Source organism: Modestobacter sp. SYSU DS0511 (assembly GCF_054050755.1).
Genome location: NZ_JBJGZY010000008.1, coordinates 75,242 through 96,967, shown reverse-complemented (window position 1 = coordinate 96,967; position 21,726 = coordinate 75,242). Strand labels below are relative to the sequence as shown.

Annotated in this window: 11 protein-coding genes and 1 pseudogene; 4 read left to right on the top strand and 8 right to left on the bottom strand. The window is 66.6% G+C overall.

Going from position 1 to position 21,726, the window contains the following annotated elements; translation table 11 throughout:
* Window positions 1–181: 181 nt before the first annotated feature.
* From ACI783_RS06125 to ACI783_RS06115, 3 genes are all read right to left on the bottom strand, one after another.
* Window positions 182–6,274: a DUF4011 domain-containing protein gene (locus tag ACI783_RS06125; protein ID WP_457139620.1), complete on the bottom strand. Its 6,093-nt coding sequence runs from the start codon at window positions 6,272–6,274 to the stop codon at window positions 182–184.
* A complete protein-coding gene (locus tag ACI783_RS06120) occupies window positions 6,258–8,450 on the bottom strand; it encodes an AAA family ATPase (protein WP_457139619.1) in 2,193 nt (730 codons plus the stop codon). The genes ACI783_RS06125 and ACI783_RS06120 overlap by 17 nt, the downstream gene beginning before the upstream one ends.
* A 329-nt stretch (window positions 8,451–8,779) precedes the next feature.
* On the bottom strand, window positions 8,780–9,466 hold the full coding sequence (locus tag ACI783_RS06115; RefSeq protein ID WP_457139618.1) for an EcsC family protein: 687 nt from the start codon (window positions 9,464–9,466) through the stop codon (window positions 8,780–8,782).
* A gap of 363 nt (window positions 9,467–9,829) precedes the next feature.
* Between ACI783_RS06115 and ACI783_RS06110 the strand changes: the two genes are divergently transcribed.
* The 3 genes from ACI783_RS06110 (at window position 9,830) to ACI783_RS06100 (ending at window position 11,576) form a co-directional block, all read left to right on the top strand.
* Entirely contained in the window at window positions 9,830–10,732 is a 903-nt protein-coding gene (locus ACI783_RS06110) for an HNH endonuclease (RefSeq protein ID WP_457139617.1), read from the top strand.
* Window positions 10,733–10,874: 142 nt separating this feature from the next.
* The gene (locus ACI783_RS06105) at window positions 10,875–11,228 is read left to right on the top strand and encodes a hypothetical protein (RefSeq protein WP_457139616.1); all 354 of its coding nucleotides are present in this window, start codon (window positions 10,875–10,877) and stop codon (window positions 11,226–11,228) included.
* Window positions 11,229–11,240: 12 nt separating this feature from the next.
* Entirely contained in the window at window positions 11,241–11,576 is a 336-nt protein-coding gene (locus tag ACI783_RS06100; RefSeq protein ID WP_457139646.1) for an endonuclease/exonuclease/phosphatase family protein, read from the top strand.
* 243 nt (window positions 11,577–11,819) lie between these two features.
* Here the strand turns inward: ACI783_RS06100 and ACI783_RS06095 are convergent, their stop codons facing one another.
* Both ACI783_RS06095 and ACI783_RS06090 read right to left on the bottom strand, forming a co-directional pair.
* On the bottom strand, window positions 11,820–13,754 hold the full coding sequence (locus ACI783_RS06095) for a GmrSD restriction endonuclease domain-containing protein (RefSeq protein ID WP_457139615.1): 1,935 nt from the start codon (window positions 13,752–13,754) through the stop codon (window positions 11,820–11,822).
* A 54-nt stretch (window positions 13,755–13,808) separates the two neighbouring features.
* Window positions 13,809–14,977, bottom strand: a protein-coding gene (locus ACI783_RS06090) for an IS3 family transposase (protein WP_457139614.1) whose coding sequence is annotated in 2 segments (ribosomal slippage) — window positions 13,809–14,680 and window positions 14,680–14,977 — 1,170 coding nt in all. Because the reading frame shifts where the segments join, the coding sequence is not laid out codon by codon here.
* Window positions 14,978–15,123: 146 nt separating this feature from the next.
* On the opposite strand from ACI783_RS06090, the pseudogene ACI783_RS06085 reads away from it, so the two are divergent.
* Window positions 15,124–16,088, top strand: a pseudogene (locus ACI783_RS06085) (IS481 family transposase).
* Window positions 16,089–16,138: 50 nt separating this feature from the next.
* Here ACI783_RS06085 and ACI783_RS06080 read toward each other — a convergent pair.
* From ACI783_RS06080 to ACI783_RS06070, 3 genes are all read right to left on the bottom strand, one after another.
* Window positions 16,139–17,641 (bottom strand): N-6 DNA methylase, encoded by a 1,503-nt coding sequence (locus ACI783_RS06080; protein WP_457139613.1) that lies wholly within the window; start codon window positions 17,639–17,641, stop codon window positions 16,139–16,141.
* Window positions 17,634–18,605, bottom strand: coding sequence for a restriction endonuclease subunit S (locus ACI783_RS06075; RefSeq protein WP_457139612.1), 972 nt, complete (start codon window positions 18,603–18,605; stop codon window positions 17,634–17,636). The genes ACI783_RS06080 and ACI783_RS06075 overlap by 8 nt, the downstream gene beginning before the upstream one ends.
* Window positions 18,606–18,928: 323 nt before the next feature.
* Window positions 18,929–21,688 carry a type I restriction endonuclease subunit R gene (locus ACI783_RS06070; protein WP_457139611.1) on the bottom strand — a complete coding sequence of 920 codons (2,760 nt, stop codon included), beginning with the start codon at window positions 21,686–21,688 and terminating at the stop codon, window positions 18,929–18,931.
* Between the last annotated feature and the right edge of the window lie 38 nt (window positions 21,689–21,726).

Sequence of the window (21,726 nt, the reverse complement as noted above, 5' to 3'; positions counted from 1 at the left end):
GAGCAGTACACTCGGCGGGACGATCAGCTCGCAGTTATGTCGGTCAGCAATCTCCTCAAGGGACCTTCCGGTGCCCTCAAGGGCAATCGCCGACCATACGTTGTTGTCTAGCAATAGCCGCAATCGGGAGGTGACCGTCATCGGATCAGACGCCGCGCTGTCATCACCTCGTGAACCGCGGTCACAACTCCGCGGCCTTCCGCAAGATGATTTCCACGTCGTCCGTCAGCTCGAACGCCCGTAGCCGCTTCCGCGCCGCAGCCAGCTCCTCGCGCGAGAACAGCTCGGAGAACTCCGGGTCGAGCACGCTCGCCGCTGGACTCTTGTGCAAGAGGGAGCTCTTCACCAGACGTCGCCAGTTGAAGCGCGCGTCGTCGTCTGCCAGCAGTTCGCGGACCGCCTGGTGGGCGCCAATGGAGGCGACACGGCCTGTGAAGTAGGCCGGCTCGTAACCACAGGCAGCTCTGATGTATGCCAGATCGGCGCGGATACGGTCGTCGAATGCCTTCCGCAGACGCTTGGACGGTGCGTTGCCTGTGGGCCTTGCTGCCCGCTGCTCCTCGTTGGCGCTCGTACGCGCGTCGAGAAGCCGGCCCGCTGCGTCGAGCATGTCGCCGATGGCGGTTGGCCGCACCGACTCCTCCTCGAAGAGGGTCAGCGACTCATCCCTGCGACTGTCCGTCGACTTGCTCGTCGACACATTGGCGGTCAGCGGTGGGCGGCTGTCCCCGAGTCGCAGCTCACCACCGTGGTTGATCAGCGAGCCGGCCTGCTCGAGCCGTGACACAGCCGCCGACAGTGCAGCCTGGATGTCTGTTCCTTGGCGGCGCCAGCCGAACAGCCGGGACATAGCAGTCATGAGGTCTGTGGCGTGCATGGACCTCGCATCCCGCACGAGGAGGAGGACGGCCAACTCAAGCTCAGCGGGTGGGACCCAGCCGATCTTGCGGATCCCCTCGTCGTCCGTTGGAACTCGGACGACGGCGACCTCAACTCCGGACAGGGACAGGAAGTCAGCGCTGTCCCGGATGACTTTCCGACCATCGACGGTGACCTTGGACAGCACGAGGTCGATGTTCTGCTGGATGGCAGAGCCGACGCGTCCCACTCGCCAGTCGTTGCGGAAGTACTCCAGCAGGCGGCCGTGGTGCACCGGCGCTTCGACGCGCAGGACGCGCTCGAAGTAGGCCCGCATGGCCGGCCGCGCGTCTGCCGAACTGGGTGCCGCCCAGGTGCGCTCACCGGGGCTTCGCCCGTATGCGGAATGGGTCGGGTATGCCACCGCCCAGTCGGGCTTGGCGTCGAAGTCGATCTCCTCCAGGACGACCGCTGGAGCTGGCTGTCCGTCGGCAGCTGGCGCGGCAGGGCTCTCCCCTCGGATCGCCGCCTCGATGGCTGCCTGGAGCTGCTCGATCTGTCCGCGCCGATCCCGGGCCCAGCTGAGCCCCCAGATGCGGTGCATGCGCCACCCGAGCCCTTCCAGCACCTGCTGGCGGAGCCGGTCACGGTCGCGGGCTGCCTTTGCGGAGTGGTACATCGCGCCATCGCACTCGATGGCCAGCACGTACTCACCTGCGCGCTCGGGGTGCCGCACGGCCATGTCGATGCGGTAGCCGGCGTTGCCGACCTGCGGATCGACCTCGTAACCCATGCCCCGGACGACCTCGAGCACATCCTCCTCGAACGGGCTCTCCGGACCCACGGAACCCTCTCGGGAGTCGACGGCGAGCGCCGGAAGACCGCGGTCAGCGAAGTCGAGATAGCTCTTGAGGTGCGGGACACCGTTCTGCTCGTCGCTCGGCACTGGGAACTCGTCGGTCGTGATCCGTCCGGCCCGGAAGGAGGAGACGACCTCCACTCGCCGGCGGGCACGGGTGACGGCCACGTTGAGACGCCGCCATCCACGCTTTCGGTTCAGCGGACCGAAGTTCATGGTCATCTTGCCGAACTCGTCGGGGCCGTAGCCGACGGTGAAGACGACGATGTCGCGCTCGTCGCCCTGCACGCTCTCCAGGCTCTTGATGAAGAAGCCGTCCAGTCGGTCGTGGTCACTCAGCAGCCTTCGCAGGACCGGCTCGTCGACCGCCCTGCGTTCCATCGCTGCAAAGACCGCATCGACCTGCGGAGAGCTGAAAGCGACCACCCCGATGGACAGATGGGGATGGAGCGTCGCGTGGTGCAGCACCCGGTCCACCACGAACTCCGCCTCGACCGGGTTGTCGCGAGTCGTGCCCCGGTTGTAGACGCCGTCGACGACGAAGCCCTCGACGCCGAGGTCCGACGCTTCGAACGTCGCGCCGGGGAAGGAGTGCAACTTGCCCTCGTAGACGCGGTGGTTCGAGTAGCTGATCAGCGACTCGTGCTGGCTGCGGTAGTGCCAGAGGAGCGGCAGGTTGGCCAATGCGCCAGACGCCTTTGCGAGGAGGAGCAGCGACTCGAAGGAGTCCGTGGCCTCCTCGTCGTCTTCGGTGAAGTCCTCGCTGCCGGCCCCAGCCGTGAAGAAGGCGGTGGGCTCGAGTTGCTTCTCGTCACCCGCGACGATCAGGGCGTCACCGCGGTAGATGCAGTTGATCGCGTCCCACGGCAGCACCTGTGACGCCTCGTCGAAGATGACGACGTCGAAGCGCATGTCCGCCGGAAGGAACTGGGACACCGACAGCGGGCTCATCATGAAGCACGGCTTGAGGTCCTGCACCAGCGACCGGGTCTCCGCGAGCAACTGCCGGATCGGCTTGTGTCGCGTCTTTTTCGCTGCCTCGCGGCTGATGACGGACGCCGCCCTGCTGCCGTTCGAGCTGGGGCGCCGAGCCGCGCACTGGGAGACCACCCCGGCGTACCGATCATCGACCTGCCGACGGTCGAGCACGCGGAAGTCCGCGACCAGCGCGTCGCGGTCCGCAGCCCGGTAGCGCGCCAGCCGATCGTCTGACCGCACCGTCGCGTCGACCCACGCCACCGACGTCGCGCGCTCGATCGATGGGAGGACGTCGGCGGCGGGGGTGACGCGGTCCACCAGCTCCGCGACGACGCCGCCGAGTCCGTGCTCACCGAACCACGCACTCAACCGCGTGTACTGGCTCCAGTCCTCGATGTCAGTAGCCGCTCGTTCGGTCATCTCCCCGAGCAGCTGCTCGGCGTCCTCAAGATCCGCCGCGAAAGCGGCGCTCAGCTCACGCGCACGGTCGTCCTGGAAGAGGCCCAGGACCTTCTCGGACGCAGCAGCCCAGCGGTCGACGAGTTCGGCGAGATCACGTGCAGTGAGACTTGGGGATGCCAACCGCTCGGCAACGACAGGAGCGACCGGCCCGCCGAGCTGCTCCCGAAGATCTCGTGTCCACGCCAGTGCACCGTCGAGGTCACTCCACTCCGTGTCCAGGGCGCGGTAGGAGGGGCCGAGCATGGCCTGGTCTGCCTCGTACGCCTCGAAGATGCGCGCCCCTGCGTCGTCCCGGCGGCGGGCTGTCCGAAGAAGGCTCTGGGTCTCGTGCACGGTGATGTCTCGCCCCGTCACGAGCGCAACGTGCTCGGCTGCTTCGACCCCGGGCCCGAATGCGCTGGCTGCTTCGGCGCACCACTCCCCCAGCTGGTGGAGTGACATGACCATCGCCGCGAATGCGAACTCACCGAGCCGCTGCTGGATCTCTTCGTGCAGTTGCGCCACGAGGTCCCGCAGCTGGCCACCCAGTCTGGTGAGCAGCGGGTCGGGCTCGCCGTCCTCACCCAACTGGCTCGCGAGAGCTCGCATGTCGAGGTCGTCACCCGCCAGCCGGACGGCATTGCGAGCGACGTCGATGGCCGACGACAACCGACCGAAGTCCGTGTCACCCCGGCGGTAGTAGGAGCCGAGGCGAGCTGCGTGATCGACCTCTCCCTGGTCGAGCGCACGTTCGGCGCGCTGCCACTCGGCTGCCTCACCCAGGAGCGCGAGGACGTCAGGTGTGACCTTGCCGGAGACAGTCACCGCTCTCAGTTGTTTGCGATCGGCGCGCGCCGAACCGGACCAACGACGGATTCCGGTGTGGACTTCACGGAACCGGTGGTCGAGTGCCGCGAGATCCAGCTCCAGCGCATCCGGGCCGAACACACCCTCGAGAGCTGTGCGCCGACTCCGCATGCTGGTCACCAACATGCCCAGCACTCGCTCGGACTCTTCGAGTGCCGCGTGCAGGTTGGGGTTGAACCAAGGGGTCAGCGGTCGCGCGGTGACCGCACCGAGAGCCGCCAGGTCGGCCAGGCGAGCAGCAACCGACAGGGTCGGGCCCTCGGTCCCGAAGCCGAGCGCGGCACCCAGTCGTTGGGTGATGCCGTTGATCTCGACGAGTCGTTCCGGCAGCTGGGTCAGCCACTGGAGCAGCCGCCGCGATTCCGAGGCCGTCACTGCACCGCCGGGGGCCCAGCTCATCTCCGCCGGGTCGAGCAGAGCATCCATGTCGTTGCCGCGGTCACTGTCCAGCTCCCCGTGCCGCGGGCCGGCCTCTCGTTCCAGCTGCGAGGTGACCGCCTGGTAGTCGCCGATCCAGGTCCTCAGTTCCGCTGCGCGGACACCGAAGGCCGTGAGGTCAGCGTCGTCGACTGACAACCACGAGACCGGCGCCGCATCAGGAAGAGCCTCGACGAGCTCGAGGACGTGACGCCGCCGCTCCACGTCCTGGTGCCGGACCCCGAACGACATGCCCAGGTCTTCGTCGACCGCCGCACATCGTGCCCGGAGACCGGCGACGGCATCCCGCGCCTGCTGTGCAGAACGGCGCATGCCGTCCACGTCGAACTGGCCATCAGCCGCATCCGCGAGGTCTCGCCAGAGGAAGGCGTCCCCCTCGAGAACCGGCTGCCAGACTCGTGCGATTCGCGCAGCGCGGTCGAGGATGGCCGCGAAGGTCCCGTCGTCCAGATCAGCCCAGGCACTGGACACGGGCACAGCGACGTCCCGGTATCCCTCCAGGTGGACGACTCGACCGAGGACGTCGAACAAGCTGCGTCCGAGGGGCTTGCGGACCTCGTTCATCGCCTCCGCGTGGGCCGTGAGTGCGACCCGATCTTGCACGAGGGTCGAACGCTCCACGTCGCTGAACCGCGGAGTCGCGCGCGGTGACGTGGTCAAGGCACGGTGCAGCTCCGCGGCGACCTGCTTGCGGGTGGCCGCATGGCTGTGGAGCTCGAGCAGGAACGGGCTGAGCTGCTTGTCCGCCAAGCGGTTGCGGACGACGTCGAGGGCAGCGGCCTTCTCACTGACGAAGAGGACCGACCGCCCAGAGGCCATCAGCTCGACGATGATGTTCGCGATCGTCTGGCTCTTGCCGGTACCCGGCGGGCCGTCCATGACGAAGCTGCGCCCATCGCGCGCCGCGAGAATGCATCGCCGCTGGCTGCTGTCGGCATCCAGGATGCTCATCAGCTGCTCGGGCGGAGTGACCCGGTCGACGTCGTCCGGGTGGACGGGCTCGAAGCCGAATCGCTCGCCCGTCGGAGAGTCCGGTCCGAGGGCCAACAGCTGCACCATCGGGTGCACGAGGACCTGCTGTTCGTGGTCGAGCAGGTCCCGGAAGATGGCCTCCTTGTGAAAGCTGAAGTTGGTCAGGACTGCTCGCTCGACGACGGCCCAACCGGGCTGCTCGGCGATCGCCGAAGCCACCTCGGCCAGGTAGTCCGCGATGGCGACTCCGTCTGCGTCAGGAGCCGGGAGCTTGACCCCGTAGTTCTGCTCCATCAAGAGCTGGAGCGCCGGGTTGAGGACGACGTCCTCCTCCGCCGGTCCCAGCGACCACGTGCCGGCGTCGCCCTCGCGGTGGAGCTGCACGGGCACCAGGAGCAACGGGCTGTCGACCGGCTTGTCATCCGGGTCCAGCCAGCGGAGGAAACCCGCACCGACGTAGAGACTCCAGAAGCCCCTGTCGGCGTACGTGCTCTGACTGACCTGGTCCAGCCGCCGCAACGCGCCTGGGAGCTTTTCGGGCGTCTTGTTCCCGACGTCGATCCGCGGCCGGTCCGATCGAAGAGCCGGGAGCTGGTCCGGGTCCTCCTCGCTGGCCTCCGCTGAGGTGACCACCGCGCTGCCACCGGCCACCACGTCCAGCAGTCCTTCGAGCCGGGGGGCCGCGATCTCGAGTGACGCAGTCTGGACGTGCTTGAAGTAGACGAGTCGCTGCCGGCCGTCAACAGCGACGAGCGCGGCGCGCCACTCCTCGATCTGCCGGCGCAGCTTCTTCTCGAGGCTGTCCGTGAGGCCGAGAGCTGTGGACCCGGAGCCTGCGGGTTGTTCAGAAGACCGTGTCACGGGACCCTCCTTGCACGAGTCGGCGCACGAGGTCCGTCACGAGCTGTCGGTCGTCGTCGTCGAGGGATGCGATGAGATCGTGGAGCGAGTCCGACGGCACGAGAGTCGGCTCATCAGCCGGCTCATCGTTCGGCGCCTCAGCCGTTGGGGTGCTCGGGTCCTCGAACAGGCTGTCCTGACGGGGCGGCAACAGGTGGGTGAGCCCGTCCGGGAGATCGTCCCCATCCACCAGCCGGAGCACCTGGGTGCAGCGGGTCATGGCGACGTAGAGCAGCCGTTGCCCGTCCGTGGTCGCCCGAGAGAGCTCGGTCGGGTTGAGCACGACGACGGAGTCGAACTCCAGCCCCTTGACGAGAGAAGCCGGCACGATGGTGAGCGGCTTGCCGAAGTCGCCGGCCCGACCGTCCCCCGTGGAGCCATCGACGGCGCTGTAGGCCGGGAGCAGGTCATCAAAGGACTGGTCCGGGACGACAATCGCGGTCTTCATGCCCTGCGCGACGTCCAGGAGAGCGAGCCGCAGCGCGCGGTCACTCGCTGGCTCGACGTCGTCCAGGTGGACGGTCGGTGCGCCAGCGCCGATGCGAACCGACCGCGGCGCGGACAGGTCGGGGGCGATGAACGGGAGCAAGCGGGCTGCGAGCGCCAGCGCCTCGGCCGGCACCCGATAACCGATGCTCAGCGTCTCGACGGTCGCTGCGGTGGTCGCGAGGTGTTCGGTCAGCTCCGTCCAGTCGTCCCGGATCCAGGCGCCGGTCGCCTGCGCGAGGTCACCCAGGACGGTGAACGACCCTTCGGGGCAGCGGCGAGCCAGCGCCCGGGCCTGCATCGGGGAGAGGTCCTGCGCTTCGTCGACGACGACGTGACCGTAGGTGCGGACCTCTCCGTTGAGCAGATGCGAGAGCTCGTCGAGGCAGAACAGGTCGTCGACCGTCCAGGGCTCGTCACCGATGGTGGCCTGGGGCTCGCGGTAGAGGCGGGCTCGCTCGTCGGCGGAGAGGACGCCGGTGGTCGCGTCGACCAGCCACGACTGCGTCCCGTACAGCCCGCGGAGCAGCTCTTCCGCGGTGAACGTCGGCCACATGCGGTCGAGGGCGTTGGTGAACGTCGAGAGCCGCCGGATGGCGGGTTCTGTCGCGATGACCGCTCGGCCTGCCTCGGCTTGCGCCTCGACATAGGCGGCGAAGGCGGCGGCTGACAACGACTGCCGCAGCAGGTCACGCGCCTGATTGTGCGGCAGGTCGCGCGCGGCCGCGTCGTCGGCGAGTGCACGGATGCGCGCAGCAGGCAGCACTGCTTTGGCACCCCCGAGCGAGAACTCGAGGTCGCCCTCGGTCCAACCGCGACGCGCATCGAGTGCTCGGCGCAGCACCGAGGCCATCGCTGCGCTGCCCTTGACGCGGGCTGCCTCGGCCGAGTCCGCGCGCGCCGCGGCCGCCTCGCCGGCATACAGAGACGCGAGGTCGACCTGGAGGATGTCGGACGCATCGAGGGACGGCAGGACACCGCTCATGTAGCTCAGGAAGGCGGTGGACGGCGCCACGACGAGGATGCCGGCCCGCCGCAACTCCGCGTCGTTGAACGCGTGCCATGCGGCGCGGTGCAGCCCGACGACCGTCTTGCCGGTCCCGGGGCCTCCCTGGACGACGAGCACCTGGTTGCGAGGCGCCCGGATGATGCGGAACTGCTCGGCCTGGATGGTGGCGACGACTTCGCGCATCGCGCCGTCACGCGAACGGTCCAGCTCGATGAGCAGGGCGTCGCTGACCGGGGTCGGCGCGCCGTCCTCGCCCTTCGCGACGTCGCTGACCGAGACAGCGGTGATCTCGTCGACCACCTGTGCCAGGACGCGGTCCTGCTCGATGAAGACGCGCTTGAGCTCGAGTCCGCGGGAGTCGATCGGGCTGGCCTCGTAGAAGACCTGTGCGGCGGGCGCGTGCCAGCTGGCGACGACGAGTTCCTTGGTCTCGTCGTGGACCCTTCGCCGTCCGATGTAGAGCGGCTCGCCGTCACGGTCGACCCGACCGAACACCAGCTGGCCGGACCCCCGGGCGTTCCGAAGCACCTCCAGTGCCCGCCTGACCGCGTGGGCCGTCGCTCGGTTGCCCTCTTGATAGCTCTGGTACGTGACCTCGACGCTGGCCAGGCCCTTGTCGAGAAGCTCGTACGCGCGTGTCACGTAGGCCTGCTCCGACTCGTGCGCCGGATGCGCAGCTACCCGGGTCGCAGCCGCAGGCTCGAGGAGGGCGCTCACTGAGCCCACCGGTTCACAGGCCCGGGTTCAGGCCTGCTGTCCATGGCATCGGACATCTGCATGCGTTGCTCCCCGTGTGCGCGCTCGACTCCGCCGTCGATACGGAACGGACCCTGCCATCTCCCCGTGACGTTTCGAGGCAGCAGGAGCGATGAGTCACCGGATGGGGTGGCCGCCTGCCCCACGCAGCACAGGGGCCACATGCGGGAGGCCGACGGGCTGTTCAAGCCATCCATCCGATAGCCGGGCGAGCGTCACGCTGGCGCCAGGCTCGCTGTCTCGGCAGAGTCCTGGTCCACGGTGAACGCCTTGTCCGCGAGGGAGCCGACCGCCCAGGTAGCCGTTGCGTCCATGCCTCCGCCGACGGCTCCACCAACGAGGGGAACGCCCTTGGCCAGAGTGATCACCGCGCGCTTGGTGCCGTACTTGGCGACGAGCATGAAGCCGACCTTCTTGTTGATCTGACGGATCACCGTGATGGGGATCCGCTTGATCACGGTCATGCTCACCTGGGTTCCGACCTTGACCCCGACCTGCTTGAGCACCTCGGCGCCCGCATTGCCGACCAGGCAGAGGAGCACAGCGGTGCGGACCTCCTCGCTGTCGAGGTCATGCCCGTGCACAGCGGCGATGGCACCAGCCAGGTGGGTTTGCACCAGGTAGGACGCGCCGACGTTCGCGGGGAGGGTGAGAGGCATGGCGATGAAGCCACCGAGGTTGGTCACGAAGCCCTGCGCGCCAGCGGCAGCCGCGTGATTGCGGACGAGGGCGCTCACCGCCTGCTCGGTCGTTCGCCCCGACAGCGCCTCCGCAGCCGATTCAGCAGCGCTCTTGAACGGCCCGAAGCCGTTGATACCGACCTTCAACAACTGTTCGACGAGCTCCTGCCCCGCCTTCGCCACGTTGGACGAGCGGTCGTCAGGGGACGTGGCAACAGTCATCGAGAGCACCTTCCATGGCTACGAACATTCGGCTCGGCGACGCTAGGGCGCGATGTGCGCGAAACGGCCGGGACAGGCCGGCGCATCGCCCGGGCGGAGCACAGGTCGCCCCTTGGGACACACGAGACCCGTGGAACACAGGCCGACGAACCACCGCGCCCCTGACTCAAGAGTCATGGCGGATCAGTACTCACGCCGACGGCCTTCGACGGGGATGGGGAGGCTGAGTGGCGTCCCCCCAAGGTCACCCGTTCGCCCAGCGCCTGCGCCTGCGCCTGCGCCTTTGAGCGTGTCCACCCTTGGCTGATGGCCTTCGGTGAGACGGTGCCTGCACAAGGAGCATGATGAGGCGGGGGACACGAAGTGCTGGATGACGCGCAGGTGCGAACTGCGATGTTCGACCATCTGCGACGCCTCACCGAGCTACACCCGGAGGGCGTGCGGTCAGCGGACCTGAACACCTTCACCGTTGGCGATCGCGCGATAAAGCTGGTCGTGCAGCCCGGCATCTGGAAGCCGGCCGAGCTGGACGCCGCGCTCACCATCCGCACGACCTTCACCGCACCGAATCAGATGCCGCCGTACCAGGACGACATTGCAACGGGCGGGCTGATCAAGTACGCCTACCGCGGTACCGACCCGAACCACTCGGACAACCGAGCGCTGCGCACGGCGATGCAAGAACAGTGCCCCCTGGCCTACTTCATCGGCGTGGCCAAGAGCGTCTACCAGGCGCACTTCCCGGTGTTCATCGTCGGCGAGCGACCCGAGCAGCAGGCGTTCCTGGTAGCGATCGACGAGGCTCAGCGCCTGGTGGACCCCGAGCTGGTCGAGAGGCTGACGCCCGATCGGCGCTCGTACCTGGAGCGGCTGACGCGGGTACGACTGCACCAGCCGGTTTTCCGTGCCCGGGTGCTGCAGGCCTACGAGACGCAGTGCGCCATTTGCCGGCTGAAGCACGCCGACCTGCTGGACGCGGCCCACATCGTCCGCGACGCCGACGAAGGCGGGCTGCCCGTCGTCCCAAACGGCCTGGCGCTGTGCAAGATCCACCATGCCGCCTACGACCGGAACATCATCGGCGTGCGCCCCGACCTCGTGATCGACGTACGCCGGGACATCCTCGCCGAGGTCGACGGGCCGATGCTCAAGCACGGCATCCAGGAGATGGCCGGCGTGCGCATCACCGTGCCGCGCCAGCGGACCGCTCAGCCAGATGGCGAGCGCTTGGAGCAGCGGTACGAAGAGTTCCGCGCAGCCAGTTGACCAGGCCAGCGAGCGCCAGGACGGTGCGATTCTGGAAGGCGCGACCTCGATGCGGTCGCGCGTTCCGGCGGAGCTCGGGACCGTGCCGCTCCTCCGGGTGAGTCGGCTTCAGTGACCGGCGTCTGACTGTTGTGATCCCCGGGTGAAGCTCGGCACCTGGAACTGCTGCGGGAAGTTCGACGCCAACCTGCCGCACCTGCTCGACCTGGACGTCGACTTGACCGTCGTCTGCGAGGGCACGACGCCGGCGGCCTGGCCGCGGACCGCTGACAGCCGGTCCGTGACCGGGCTCGGCCAGCGGGTGTGGCCGGAGAGCTCGAAGGAGCTGACGGTCGTCGCCCGCGAACCGTGGTCGGTGGCGGTGCACGAGGACATCGGGTCCGCGCCAGCGTGGTTGCTGCCGGTGCGGGTCAGCGGTCCGACGTCGTTCACGCTGGTGGCGGTCTGGACGGTGGTCCTCCCGGGGACGCCTGGCTACGTCGCGCAGCTCGACTAGGCCGTCGACTGGATCGACCAGTTCTCCGCTGAGGAGCCGACCGCGCTGGCCGGCGATCTCAACGCACCGATCTCCTCCAGCCAGAAGGCGTACGACCGGGTCGAGCGCCCGCTCGCCGACCTGGGCCTGGTGGACGCCTACCGGGTGGCCCGTGCGCTCCACTCAAGCGAGCAGCCCACCGAGGCGACGTACTTCCACCACCGCCGGCCGGATCAGCCGTTCCAGATCGACCACGTGTTCGTGCCCGCGGACTGGGCTGCCGTCGCGAAGGTCGAGTTGGGCGGCTTCGACACCTGGGTCGGCGCAGGTCGCAGCGAGCACGTGCCGGGGACCGTCGAGGCCAGCTGACCGAAAAGCCGGGACGCCCCGGCAGGCCGTCACCACCCGGGCCGTGCGCGCCCTGCAGCGCATCGAACTTCGCCTTCGCGTTCTGACCTGCCATCACCGCGCGGTCTCGCACCGCGGCCGGCAGCCTTCGTCGCGTCCGGGCCGTGAGTCGGTCTTGACGCCACTCAACTATCTCCGCCCACGCGCGCTCGTCATATGGCGTCATCTCAGTCGACACAGGATCCCCCGTCATCGTGGTTCCTCCTACGCCTCGTCTTTGGGCGTACCGCCCGCGACGAGATCCGCGTGATCCTCCGCGACAGCGGCGTTGGTTTCGTCGAAGTGGTCCAGCGTTTCCCCCGGCTCCCCGGCACTGATGTCGCGCTGCACCGTCTTGCCGATGGCCTTCTCGACGAGCCGCACGAGAGCTTCCCGCCGGCGGGTGAAGTGGGCGTCGAAGTTGCCAGCCCGCAGGGCCTCCGCATCCACCAGATGGGTGCCCAGCAGGCCGTCGACGCGTTCCGCATCTACACCGGCCTTCTTCTCGATGAGCTTCAGGTAGATCGCCGGGTCGCTGCCGCCGATCGTACGGTTGGTCTCCGCCGACAGCGGCGTCTTGTTGACGATGCTCTCCCGACGCTCGTCGTCGATGTTGTTGTCGAGGCACCACTTCTGCGGGAAGACATGGTGGATGTCGACGGCCAGGTTGACGTACTGCACCTTGTCCAGCGCCTGGCCCTTCATCCAGTCATGTGCCCCGTTGCCGAGTAGAAGGGCGTAGATGCCCTTGTAGGCAGCCGCACCGCGCGTGCGCAGTGAGTGCAGTCGGGACTCCACGAAGTTGGCGTCCTGGACCGTCTTCGGCGTCACGGCTTCCGGCTGCTGCCGGGACCACGCCGGGACCTGCTCGATGTCGCGGACGAACCGGGTCTCGATCGCGCTGCCGTACAGCTCGCCCAAGATGCCGCACCAGTACCACTGCCGCAGTCGGTCGCGCACCCCGATGAGATCGGCATCCTTGCCGAGTTCCACTTTGAGCGCCGCCAGGGGGACGAGCTGCTTCGGGTACGGCAGGAATCGGGTGTCGAAGATGTGCAGATCCGCGAGGAAGGTGGACGCCCAGATGAAGGCTTCCCGGAGCGGGTCGCGCCACGTCAGGTAGTCCGTCAGCTCCAGCTTGAGGACGTCTTCCCGCTTGGCCGACACGGCGGGTGGCCTCTCGGAGCTGTCGGCTCGATTGCGCTGCAACGTGGTGAGCATGGTGACGGCCTGCAGGAAGTCCGTGTTCTCCACGGCGGACAGCGCCGGGTAGCCGGCGAACTTGAGCTGCGTCTCGCGCCAGTCGTCGTTGAGCCGGAAGTCCTCACCGTGCTTGTCGTAGAAGGCCTTGTCCCCGGCGAACGTCGCGGTGAGCAACTCGAACACGTTGAGCGCCAGGCCGCCCGTGTTGACCTTCTCGAACACGGTGGCCACGGCCGACTTGCTGGTGGCGGTGTCCAGTTCGATGGCCGGGATGTTGTAGGTGCCTGCGGGCTGCACGACCGAGGCGTGGAACCGGCTCGCCAGGTCCTTGTCCTCCATCGCGAACAGCCACGTCACGGTGTCCGCACCGGCGAAGAGGAGGCGGACGGGGAAGTAGCCTTCGGCCCGCTCCTTGTCCGCGTCGGACAGATCGAGGTCGACGTCCTTACCGAAGTTGGAACGCACGACACCGTCCCCCGGTACGGAGACCACCGCCTCATCCATCCGGTCCTCGCCGAGCAGGGCGGTCTTCATGTCCACGTAGTAGCGGCGGGTCATCTTCTTGCCGCGGCTGTCCTCGGTGGCAACCACGCCGTCGCCGGTGAGGGCCTGGGTCAGCGACGTCAGCCGCTGCTGACCGTCAAGCAGGAGCAAGTCGGCCGCAGCTTCGGACGGCGGCGTCACGCCCTCCACGGGGCGCGGCTTGAACCGGATCTGGTCGTTGCCGGTGCGCAGCAGCATCACGACGCCTAGCGGGTGACCCCGCAGGACCGTGACCAGCAACTGCCGGATCCGCTCGTCCTCCCACTTATAGCCCCGCTGGAAGTCCGGCAGCTGGATCTTGCCGCTTGTCGTCCACTTCAAGTACTCGCTCAGCTCGTATAGCGGCGTCTGGAACCCCACGCCTGCCCCCGTATCGGTCGTGTTGCGAACGGTCGACTTCAGTCTGTCGGACAAAGTCCCAGGCTCTTGGGACTGCCCCGACTTCAGTTGACTCGTCGGGTGTGGTGATCAGGCCGCGGTAGCGGCGAGGTTGAGTGTCTCGTACTCGACTGGGGTCAGCCGTCCGAGACGGCGTTGCCGGCGCCGGCGGTGGTAGGTCCGCTCGATCCAGGTGATGATCGCCAGCCGTAGTTCCTCGCGGGTGTTCCAGCGCTGCCGGTCCAGGACGTTCCTCTGCAGGAGCGCGAAGAACGACTCCATCGCGGCGTTGTCGCCGCAGGCTCCGACCCGGCCCATCGAGCCGATCAGTCCGTTGTTCTGAATCGTGCGGACAAAGGCGTTCGACCGGAACTGGCTACCCCGGTCGGAGTGCACCGTCGTGCCGACCGGGCCGCGGCGGATGATGGCGTTGCGCAGCGCCGCCACCGCCAGCGATGCCTTCATCCTGGAGTCGATGGAGTAGCCGACGATCCGGCCGGAGTAGACGTCCTTGATCGCGCAGAGGTAGACCTTGCCCTCGGCGGTGTTGTGCTCGGTGATGTCGGTCAGCCAGACGACGTTCGGAGCGTCCGCGGTGAACTTCCGGTCGACCAGGTCGTCGTGCACTGGCGGGCCGGCCTTGCGGTTCAGCCCGCGCTTCTTGGCGAACACCGACCAGATCCGCTGCTGGGAGCACAAGCGTGCGACTCGGTTCTCACCTGCGGAGATGCCTTGCTCGCGGAGTTCGTCGGCGATGAACCGGTAGCCGAAGGCTGGGTCGTCGTCGTGGATGTCGAGGGCTGCGTTGATCAGGTGGGCGTCGTCCCAGTCCCGCTGGCTCACCGGGTTCTTGCGCCACGCGTAGTAGGCCTGCTTGGAGAAGCCCAGCACCCGGCAGGTCACCGCGACAGGGATCTTCTCGGCGGCGAGTTCACGGACCAGCGGGTAGGTCATTTTGGGAGGACGTCGCGGGCGAAGTAGGCCGTCGCCCGGCGCAGGATCTCGTTCTCCTGCTCCAGCAGCTTGTTGCGCCGGCGCAGCTCCCGCAGTTCGGCTGACTCGTCGGTCAACCCGCCGCCGCGGTCGCCCGACGCGGCCGGCGGGGCCAGACCGTCTTCCCGGTCGGCGATCTTCAGCCAGCGCTGCAGGCAGGACTCCGAGATCCCGAAGTCCCGGGCCACTTGGGAGATCGACGCCTCGCCCTTGCGAGCCACGGCGATGACGTCACCCCGGAACTCCGGCGGGAACGGCTTGGGCACGATGCTGATCCTTCCAGCGAGGCCGAAGCCTCACAGGCAAGGAGTCAACCGAACTGGGGGCAGTCCCCGGCGGTCGGGCTTGAACGCAGGAGAACCTCCGAGTGGGGTGTGGCTTGTCGAAGGCCCACATCCGCCCGGAGGTTCTCGTGTCCCACGGTAATGCCCGTCTGACCGTCCACGGCCGCAAGCTGATCGTCGACCGGTACCGGGCCGGCTGGCGACAGGCGCACATCGCCGCAGCGATGGGCGTCTCGCGCAAGTGCGTGCGGACCTGGATCGCCCGGCACGCCGCTGAAGGCGAGACCGGCCTGGTCGATCGGTCCAGCCGCCCGCACACCACCCCGACGCGTACCTCAGTCGAGGTCGAGGACCGCATCATCGAGCTGTGGGACCGGGAGCGCCGGGGGCCGGACTGGATCGGCGCCGAGCTGGGTGTGCCGGCCCGCACGGTGTCCCGGGTGTTGGCCCGGCGTGGGCGGCCTCGGCTGTGCGCGCTGGACCCGATGACCGGCAGGTGATCCGTTCCTCGAAAACGACCGCCACCCGCTACGAGCGGTCCCGGCCCGGCGAGCTGGTGCACATGGACGTGAAGAAGCTCGGGCGCCTCCCCGACGGCGGTGGCTGGCGAGCCCACGGCCGCGCCGCCGGCAGCACCAGCCGCGACCGGGCCACGAGGGTCGGCTACGACTACGTGCACTCGCTGGTCGATGACCACTCCCGGCTGGCCTACTCCGAGGTCTTGGCCGACGAAAAGGGCGCCACCTGCGCCGGGTTTCTCACTAGAGCCGCGGCCTACTTCGCCGCCCACGGCATCACCCGGATCGAGCGGGTGATGACCGACAACGCCTGGGCCTACCAACGATCGATCAAGACGGTCTGCGCCCAACTCGGCGCGAAACAGAAGTTCATCCGACCGCACTGCCCCTGGCAGAACGGCAAGGTCGAACGACTCAACCGAACCCTGATCACCGAGTGGGCCTACCGGCAGGTGTTCACCAGCAACGACGACCGCGCCGCCGCCCTTGCCCCCTGGATCGAGCACTACAACACTCGACGCCGCCACTCAGCACTCGGAGGCATGCCCCCGATCAGCCGCCTGACACCAACCTGATGGCCGGGTACATCTAAGCGGCTGCAGCACTGAACGAGACGGATAGGGCACTACGAGTCGCTCGCGACGGAGTTTTCCAAAGAAGCGAGTTCCAACGCGGCTGCGACAGCCTCGAACTCGGCCAATGCTGCGGTGAGGTCCTCAACGATTTCCCGAGCGATGAACTCGGGGGCAGGGAGGCTGTCCGTGTCTTCTAGCGACTCGTCACGCAGCCAGGTGATGTCAAGGTTGGCCTTGTCGCGAGCGCTGACCTCTTCATAGGTGAAGGACTGGAACCGCTCGGACTCCACGCGCTCGGACCGGGCCTCGCCAGGGCGGTAGCAGCTGACAAACTCATCGAGGTGCTGACGCCGAAGCTGGTTCTGCTTGAGCGTGAAGTGCTGATTGGTCCGCAGGTCGTAGACCCAGAGGCGCTCGGTCCAAGGCCGCTCGGATGCCGGCTTCTTGTCGAAGAACAACACGTTCGCCTTCACGCCCTGGGCGTAGAAGATCCCAGTCGGCAGCCGCAGCATCGTGTGAAAGTCGAAGTCGTGCAGCAGTCGGCGACGGAGCTTCTCGCCCGCTCCACCTTCGAACAGCACGTTATCTGGGAGGACCACGGCGCCTCGGCCGTTGATGTCCAGGATCGTGAGGATGTGCTGCAAGAAGTTGAGCTGCTTGTTAGAGGTCGTCGCAGTGAAGTCCTTGCGCTCGATCTCCCGGTCCTCACGGCTCTCGCGTCCGTCAGCGCCGACCATGGCGAGCGCAGACTTGCGTCCAAACGGCGGGTTGGACAGGACGACAGACCAGCGCTCGGCCGGCGGCTCTCCGGCCAGTGAGTCACGGACCTCAATCAGGCTCTCGCCGTTCGGGGTACCAATGCCGTGCAGGATTAGATTCATCGCTGCCAGGCGAGCAGTGCCGTCGACCAGCTCGATGCCGTGAACGAAGCCGTCGCGAAGGTGTTCGCGCTCGGTCGGCGTCAGTGACTCGGCATGCCGGGCGGCGTACTCGTGAGCCCCGAGCAGGAAGCCCCCCGTGCCAGCGGCCGGGTCCGTGACCCGGTCCGAGACGCTGGGCTGAACACAGTCGACCATCGCCTGGATCAGCGCACGTGGTGTGAAGTACTGGCCGGCACCAGACTTGATGTCCTCGGCGCCCTTGGACAGCAGCTCCTCGTAGGCGTCCCCCTTGATGTCCGTGCCGGTCGCAGACCAGTTCTCCTTGTCGATGAGGTCGACGACAAGGCGCTTCAACTTGGCCGGGTCCTGGATGCGATTCTGGGCCTTACGGAAGATCGTGCCGAGGACGCCCGACTGACGGCTGAGCTTCTCCAGGATGTGCCGGTATGTGACCTCAAGGTCATCCCCATCGGCGTCAAGCAGGAGCTGCCAGGAACAATCCGCGGGAACGATTCGCTCGGGCCTTAGCGGTCGCGCCTCCCGCTCGTGTGCCATCTTCAAGAAGAGCAGGTAAGTGAGCTGCTCCGTGTATTCGATGGTTCCGACGCCATCGTCGCGCAGGACATTGCAGTAGGACCACAGCTTCTCTACTAGCCGGCGCGAATCAGACACTGGCCAACTCCTGTCCGAATTGTGATTGGGGGCCACGAGTCAACCCGCCCGTGAATGCCGCCTGGAAAATGGAGCCGCGCAAGGTTCTTTCGCGCCGGACGACATTACTGACGCTCACCTGCAGCCTTTCGATCGACTGCATGACCTCGGCGACCCTGCTCACCGCATCCGCCTGGCGATCGTCACTTGGCAACTGCACTGGCCATTTCGCGAGACGCTGTCGCCCGAGGTGCGCGATATTGACGCCTTTAGCTTCTGCTATGAAGCGGCCCCGCATAGCTTCGGCAAGAAGGTAATAGTGGAGAAACTCGGGCGATCCCTCATGACGCCGCACTCGCACCAAGGTGTTCTGAAAACACGCGTCGACTAATTCTCCGCGGTAGATCGCCGATTTGCCGACTTCCGCGGGACTGCCCGATGCTTCGGTCAACAGGATGTCGCCGTCGCGCAGTGTGTAGATGGCCGACTCCTCTGCTGTGAAGTTCATCGACTTCACATCATCCAGAACAAGTCTGTTCCAGTTCACATTGGCCGCACGCAAATAGGGGCGCATACGGTCGCCGGAGTGATTTTTCGGCGACCGCTGTCGACCCAGTCGCACCTCAGCGATAGTCGCCAGTGGCACGTCGACGCCACCAAGGTCGTGAGTCAGAGACCACATGGCATGGGCAGTCAATACCCTAATCCGCCGCTGGGCGGTCTTCGCTGAGTTCAGCGCGTTGTCAAGGCGGGAGAGGTGGTCCTCCAAAAGATCGACTATTCGCCTTTGCTCAGCCAACGGGGGGACGGGAACCTGTAGCCGCAAGAATCTTGCTTGCGTCAGGTTGAGACCGCTGTCGCTGATACCGGTCTTCATGCGCTCCAGGGCCTGCTGAGCAGGGGGACTGAGTAGATACATCTCCAAGAAGCGCGGATCGACGACGGAATCGTTGGCGCGAAAACGGTAAATTTTGCCTGAGATCATCAGCCGCGACCGAGTTTGCCTAACTAAGCATGGTATAGCGCAACGGGCGCGCGGTCCTGCGCAGGTTAGTAGTAGATCCCCAGCCTCGACTTCAATCGAAGGGTCAGGAGTCAATGACTCGGGCAGTTGCTTATTGTGTTCGTCGAGGAAGCGTCCAGGCTGTACGGCAGTAGTTTTTAGCACACCCCACGTGGATTCGTCCGGGGATGGCTCCTTCAGACACTGAGGGCTCCACCCTTGCTGAATCAGCTTTCCGTTTACGAGTGGCTTGAGGACCTGTGATATCGGCATCCAAGCCCAGTCGGTAGGGATAATCATCCCAGTCATGCGGTCAACTCCGAATTCAACTGTTCAATCAGGGAACCAGCATCCGGCCCTAGATCACGAACGGCGCCATCCACGCCTCCACGCTCCGTGAAGGGTGCCGACTCCAAGTCGTCAGGGCTAACGCCCGCGGAGGTGGCCACGACTTCCGCCATACGGTCGATCCACCACCGCTCGCCCGTGGTGAACCGCGTGCCAGCCTGCTCTTGCTGCAGCAGCCAAGCGGCGTAGCGCTCACGAACTCTGTCCCCGTAGGGGACAAGCTCCGAATCCTCGCCCAGGGTGAAGCGCAGCAGTGACACAAGGTCGGTCAGCGTGTGTCGATCGCTCTTGCGTACGCGGCTCTTTTCGACAGCCTCGTAGGCAGCCCAGATCAACTCCGGCGTCCAGCTGTGCGGCGGCCGGCTAATTCGGTCGGCCAGCTCCTTGATGTCGCTGAACGCGATGCGTCGCTCCTTGGCCTCGCCCATCAGCTGGATCGCGGTGATTTGGTCGCGGTGGTCTTCGAGGTACTGCTTCCAAGACTCGACGATGGTCTGGGCGCGGGATGTGTCGACAACGCCGTGGGCATCAAGCAGCTCATCCACGCTGTTCTCGTCAATGACCCGGTCATGCGCTCGGCGGAGTTCGAGGATCCGACTGCGCAGCTCCGGGTTGGCAGCGAGGGGCTGGATGGCCTTGTCGAGTAGCTCCTGAAGGGCAGTTTCGGGATCTGCGGCGCCAGCCGCAGCCTTGGCTTGAGTGTCGGGGTCAACTGCGTCGACGAGGTCGCGGATGATGCCGCGAAGTGACTCCCCGGCAACGTTGTCCAGCTCTTCACGCTCCGCGGGAGTTACCTGCAGTTCGAGCGCGGCCAGTCGAGAAGCGAGGGTGGCGGTCTCGTCTTCGGTGATGGTGAGGGTCGCGACCTTGCCCAGCAGTTGCTGGAGGCTGACGCCCTTCTCTCGGTTGAGCGGCGGGTCCACGAACTCGTGCTCGGTAACGCCGATGGCATCCACCAATACGAAGCGGGTCTTGGCTTCGGCGTCCGGGGTCACAGCCTGGAAGTCGGCCGGCGGGATGGTGCGAGCGCCGCGGCCCTTCATCTGCTCGAAGTACTGACCCGAGCGTACGTCGCGCATGAAGAACACACACTCAAGCGCCTTCACGTCGGTGCCGGTAGCGATCATGTCGACCGTCACGGCAATACGCAGTGACGCTGACGTGCGAAAGCGCTGCAGGTGACCCTTGGGATCGGTCGCGGCGTAAGTAATCTTCGCAGCGAAGTCGTTGCCCTTACCGAAGACCTCCCGCACCGTCATGACGACTTCCTCGGCGTGGGCGTCGTCCTTGCAGAAGATCAGCGTCTTGGGGACCGTAGTGCGGCCCGGGAAAATCTCGGTGAAGAGCTTGTCGCGGAAGGTCTCGAGCACCAGTCGAATCTGATTCTTCGCGGTGACGGCCCGGTCGAGTTGCTTGCCCGTGTACTCGAGATCGTCATCGAGGGCGACGAGCTTCTCCTCGCGGGTCCGCCGGTCCACGGTTGGGACCACCGTGCCCGCGTCGATGCGAGAGCCGTCCTGGGTGATCTTCGTGCGGATCTTGTAGATGTCGAAGTCGACGTTCACGCCGTCCGCGACGGACTGCGGGTACGTGTACTCGCTGACGAGGTTCTGCCGGAAGAAGCCGAAGGTCGCCTTCCCCGGCGTAGCGGTCAGCCCGACGATGTGCGCGTCGAAGTAGCGCAGGACGTTCTGCCAGACCCCGTAGATAGAGCGGTGAGCTTCGTCGACGATGACGAGATCGAAGGCCTCGGGAGGCATCGCCGGGTTGTATGTGACCGTCACTGGCTCGTCGGGCAGAAAGTCATCGAGGGATGGGTCGTCGTCCTCAGGGACTGGCTTGTTGCCGAGGACGCTGTAGACACGCTGAATCGTCGAGATGACTACGTGGCTGCTTGCTAGCGTGCCCGCGCCAGTGAGCTTGTCGGCGTTGTATATCTCGGTGAAGCGCCGGCCGTCGTCAGGCGTGCGGTAGTTCTGGAACTCCGCCAGGGTCTGGTCGGCGAGGTTGTTGCGGTCCACCAGGAAGAGCACCCGCTGGAAGCCGGCGTGCTTGAGGAGTCGGTAGCAGCTTGTCACTGCCGTGTACGTCTTGCCGGCACCAGTGGCCATCTGGACCAGCGAGCGGTCGTAGCGCTGCTCAGCGAGGCTCCGCTCAACCCCTGTGATCGCCTCGATTTGAGCCGGACGCAGAGGAGCGACATCCAGCTCCGGCATGTGCTGCACCTTGCCCCGCCAGGTGGGGCGTTCCGGGTCTGCCTGGGCGTCGCGCAAGATACGAGCGAGAGTGCTGGGCTTAGGGAATGCGAACAGTCGCCGCGCGCGAGGGTCGGGGTCGTAGCCGTTGGTGAAGCGAGTTTCGGTGCCGCTCGCCTCGAAGACGAAGGGGAGCCGTCCGTCAACTGTCAGTGCCGCGAGCCGGACCTCGGGATGGAGGCCGGTCGCATACATGGCCGACTGCCACTCGACACCAGACAGGGTGGTGCCCATCGGCTTCGCCTCGATTACTCCGACGGCTGCCTTGTCGACGTAGAGCAGGTAATCCGCTCGGCCGTGCCCAGCCGCCATGGTGGTCTCGCGCACTGCTACGCCTTGGGCCGCGAACAGGTTCAGGCCGTGACGGTCCTGCACGGCCCAGCCGACGGCAGCCAGCTGCTGATCGATCAGCACGCGGGCCTGCTGCTCGGCAGGGAGCCTGGGGTGCGGGCGGTCACTCATAGTTCTCAGCAGGGTATGTGAGCGGCGGGAGCCCGATG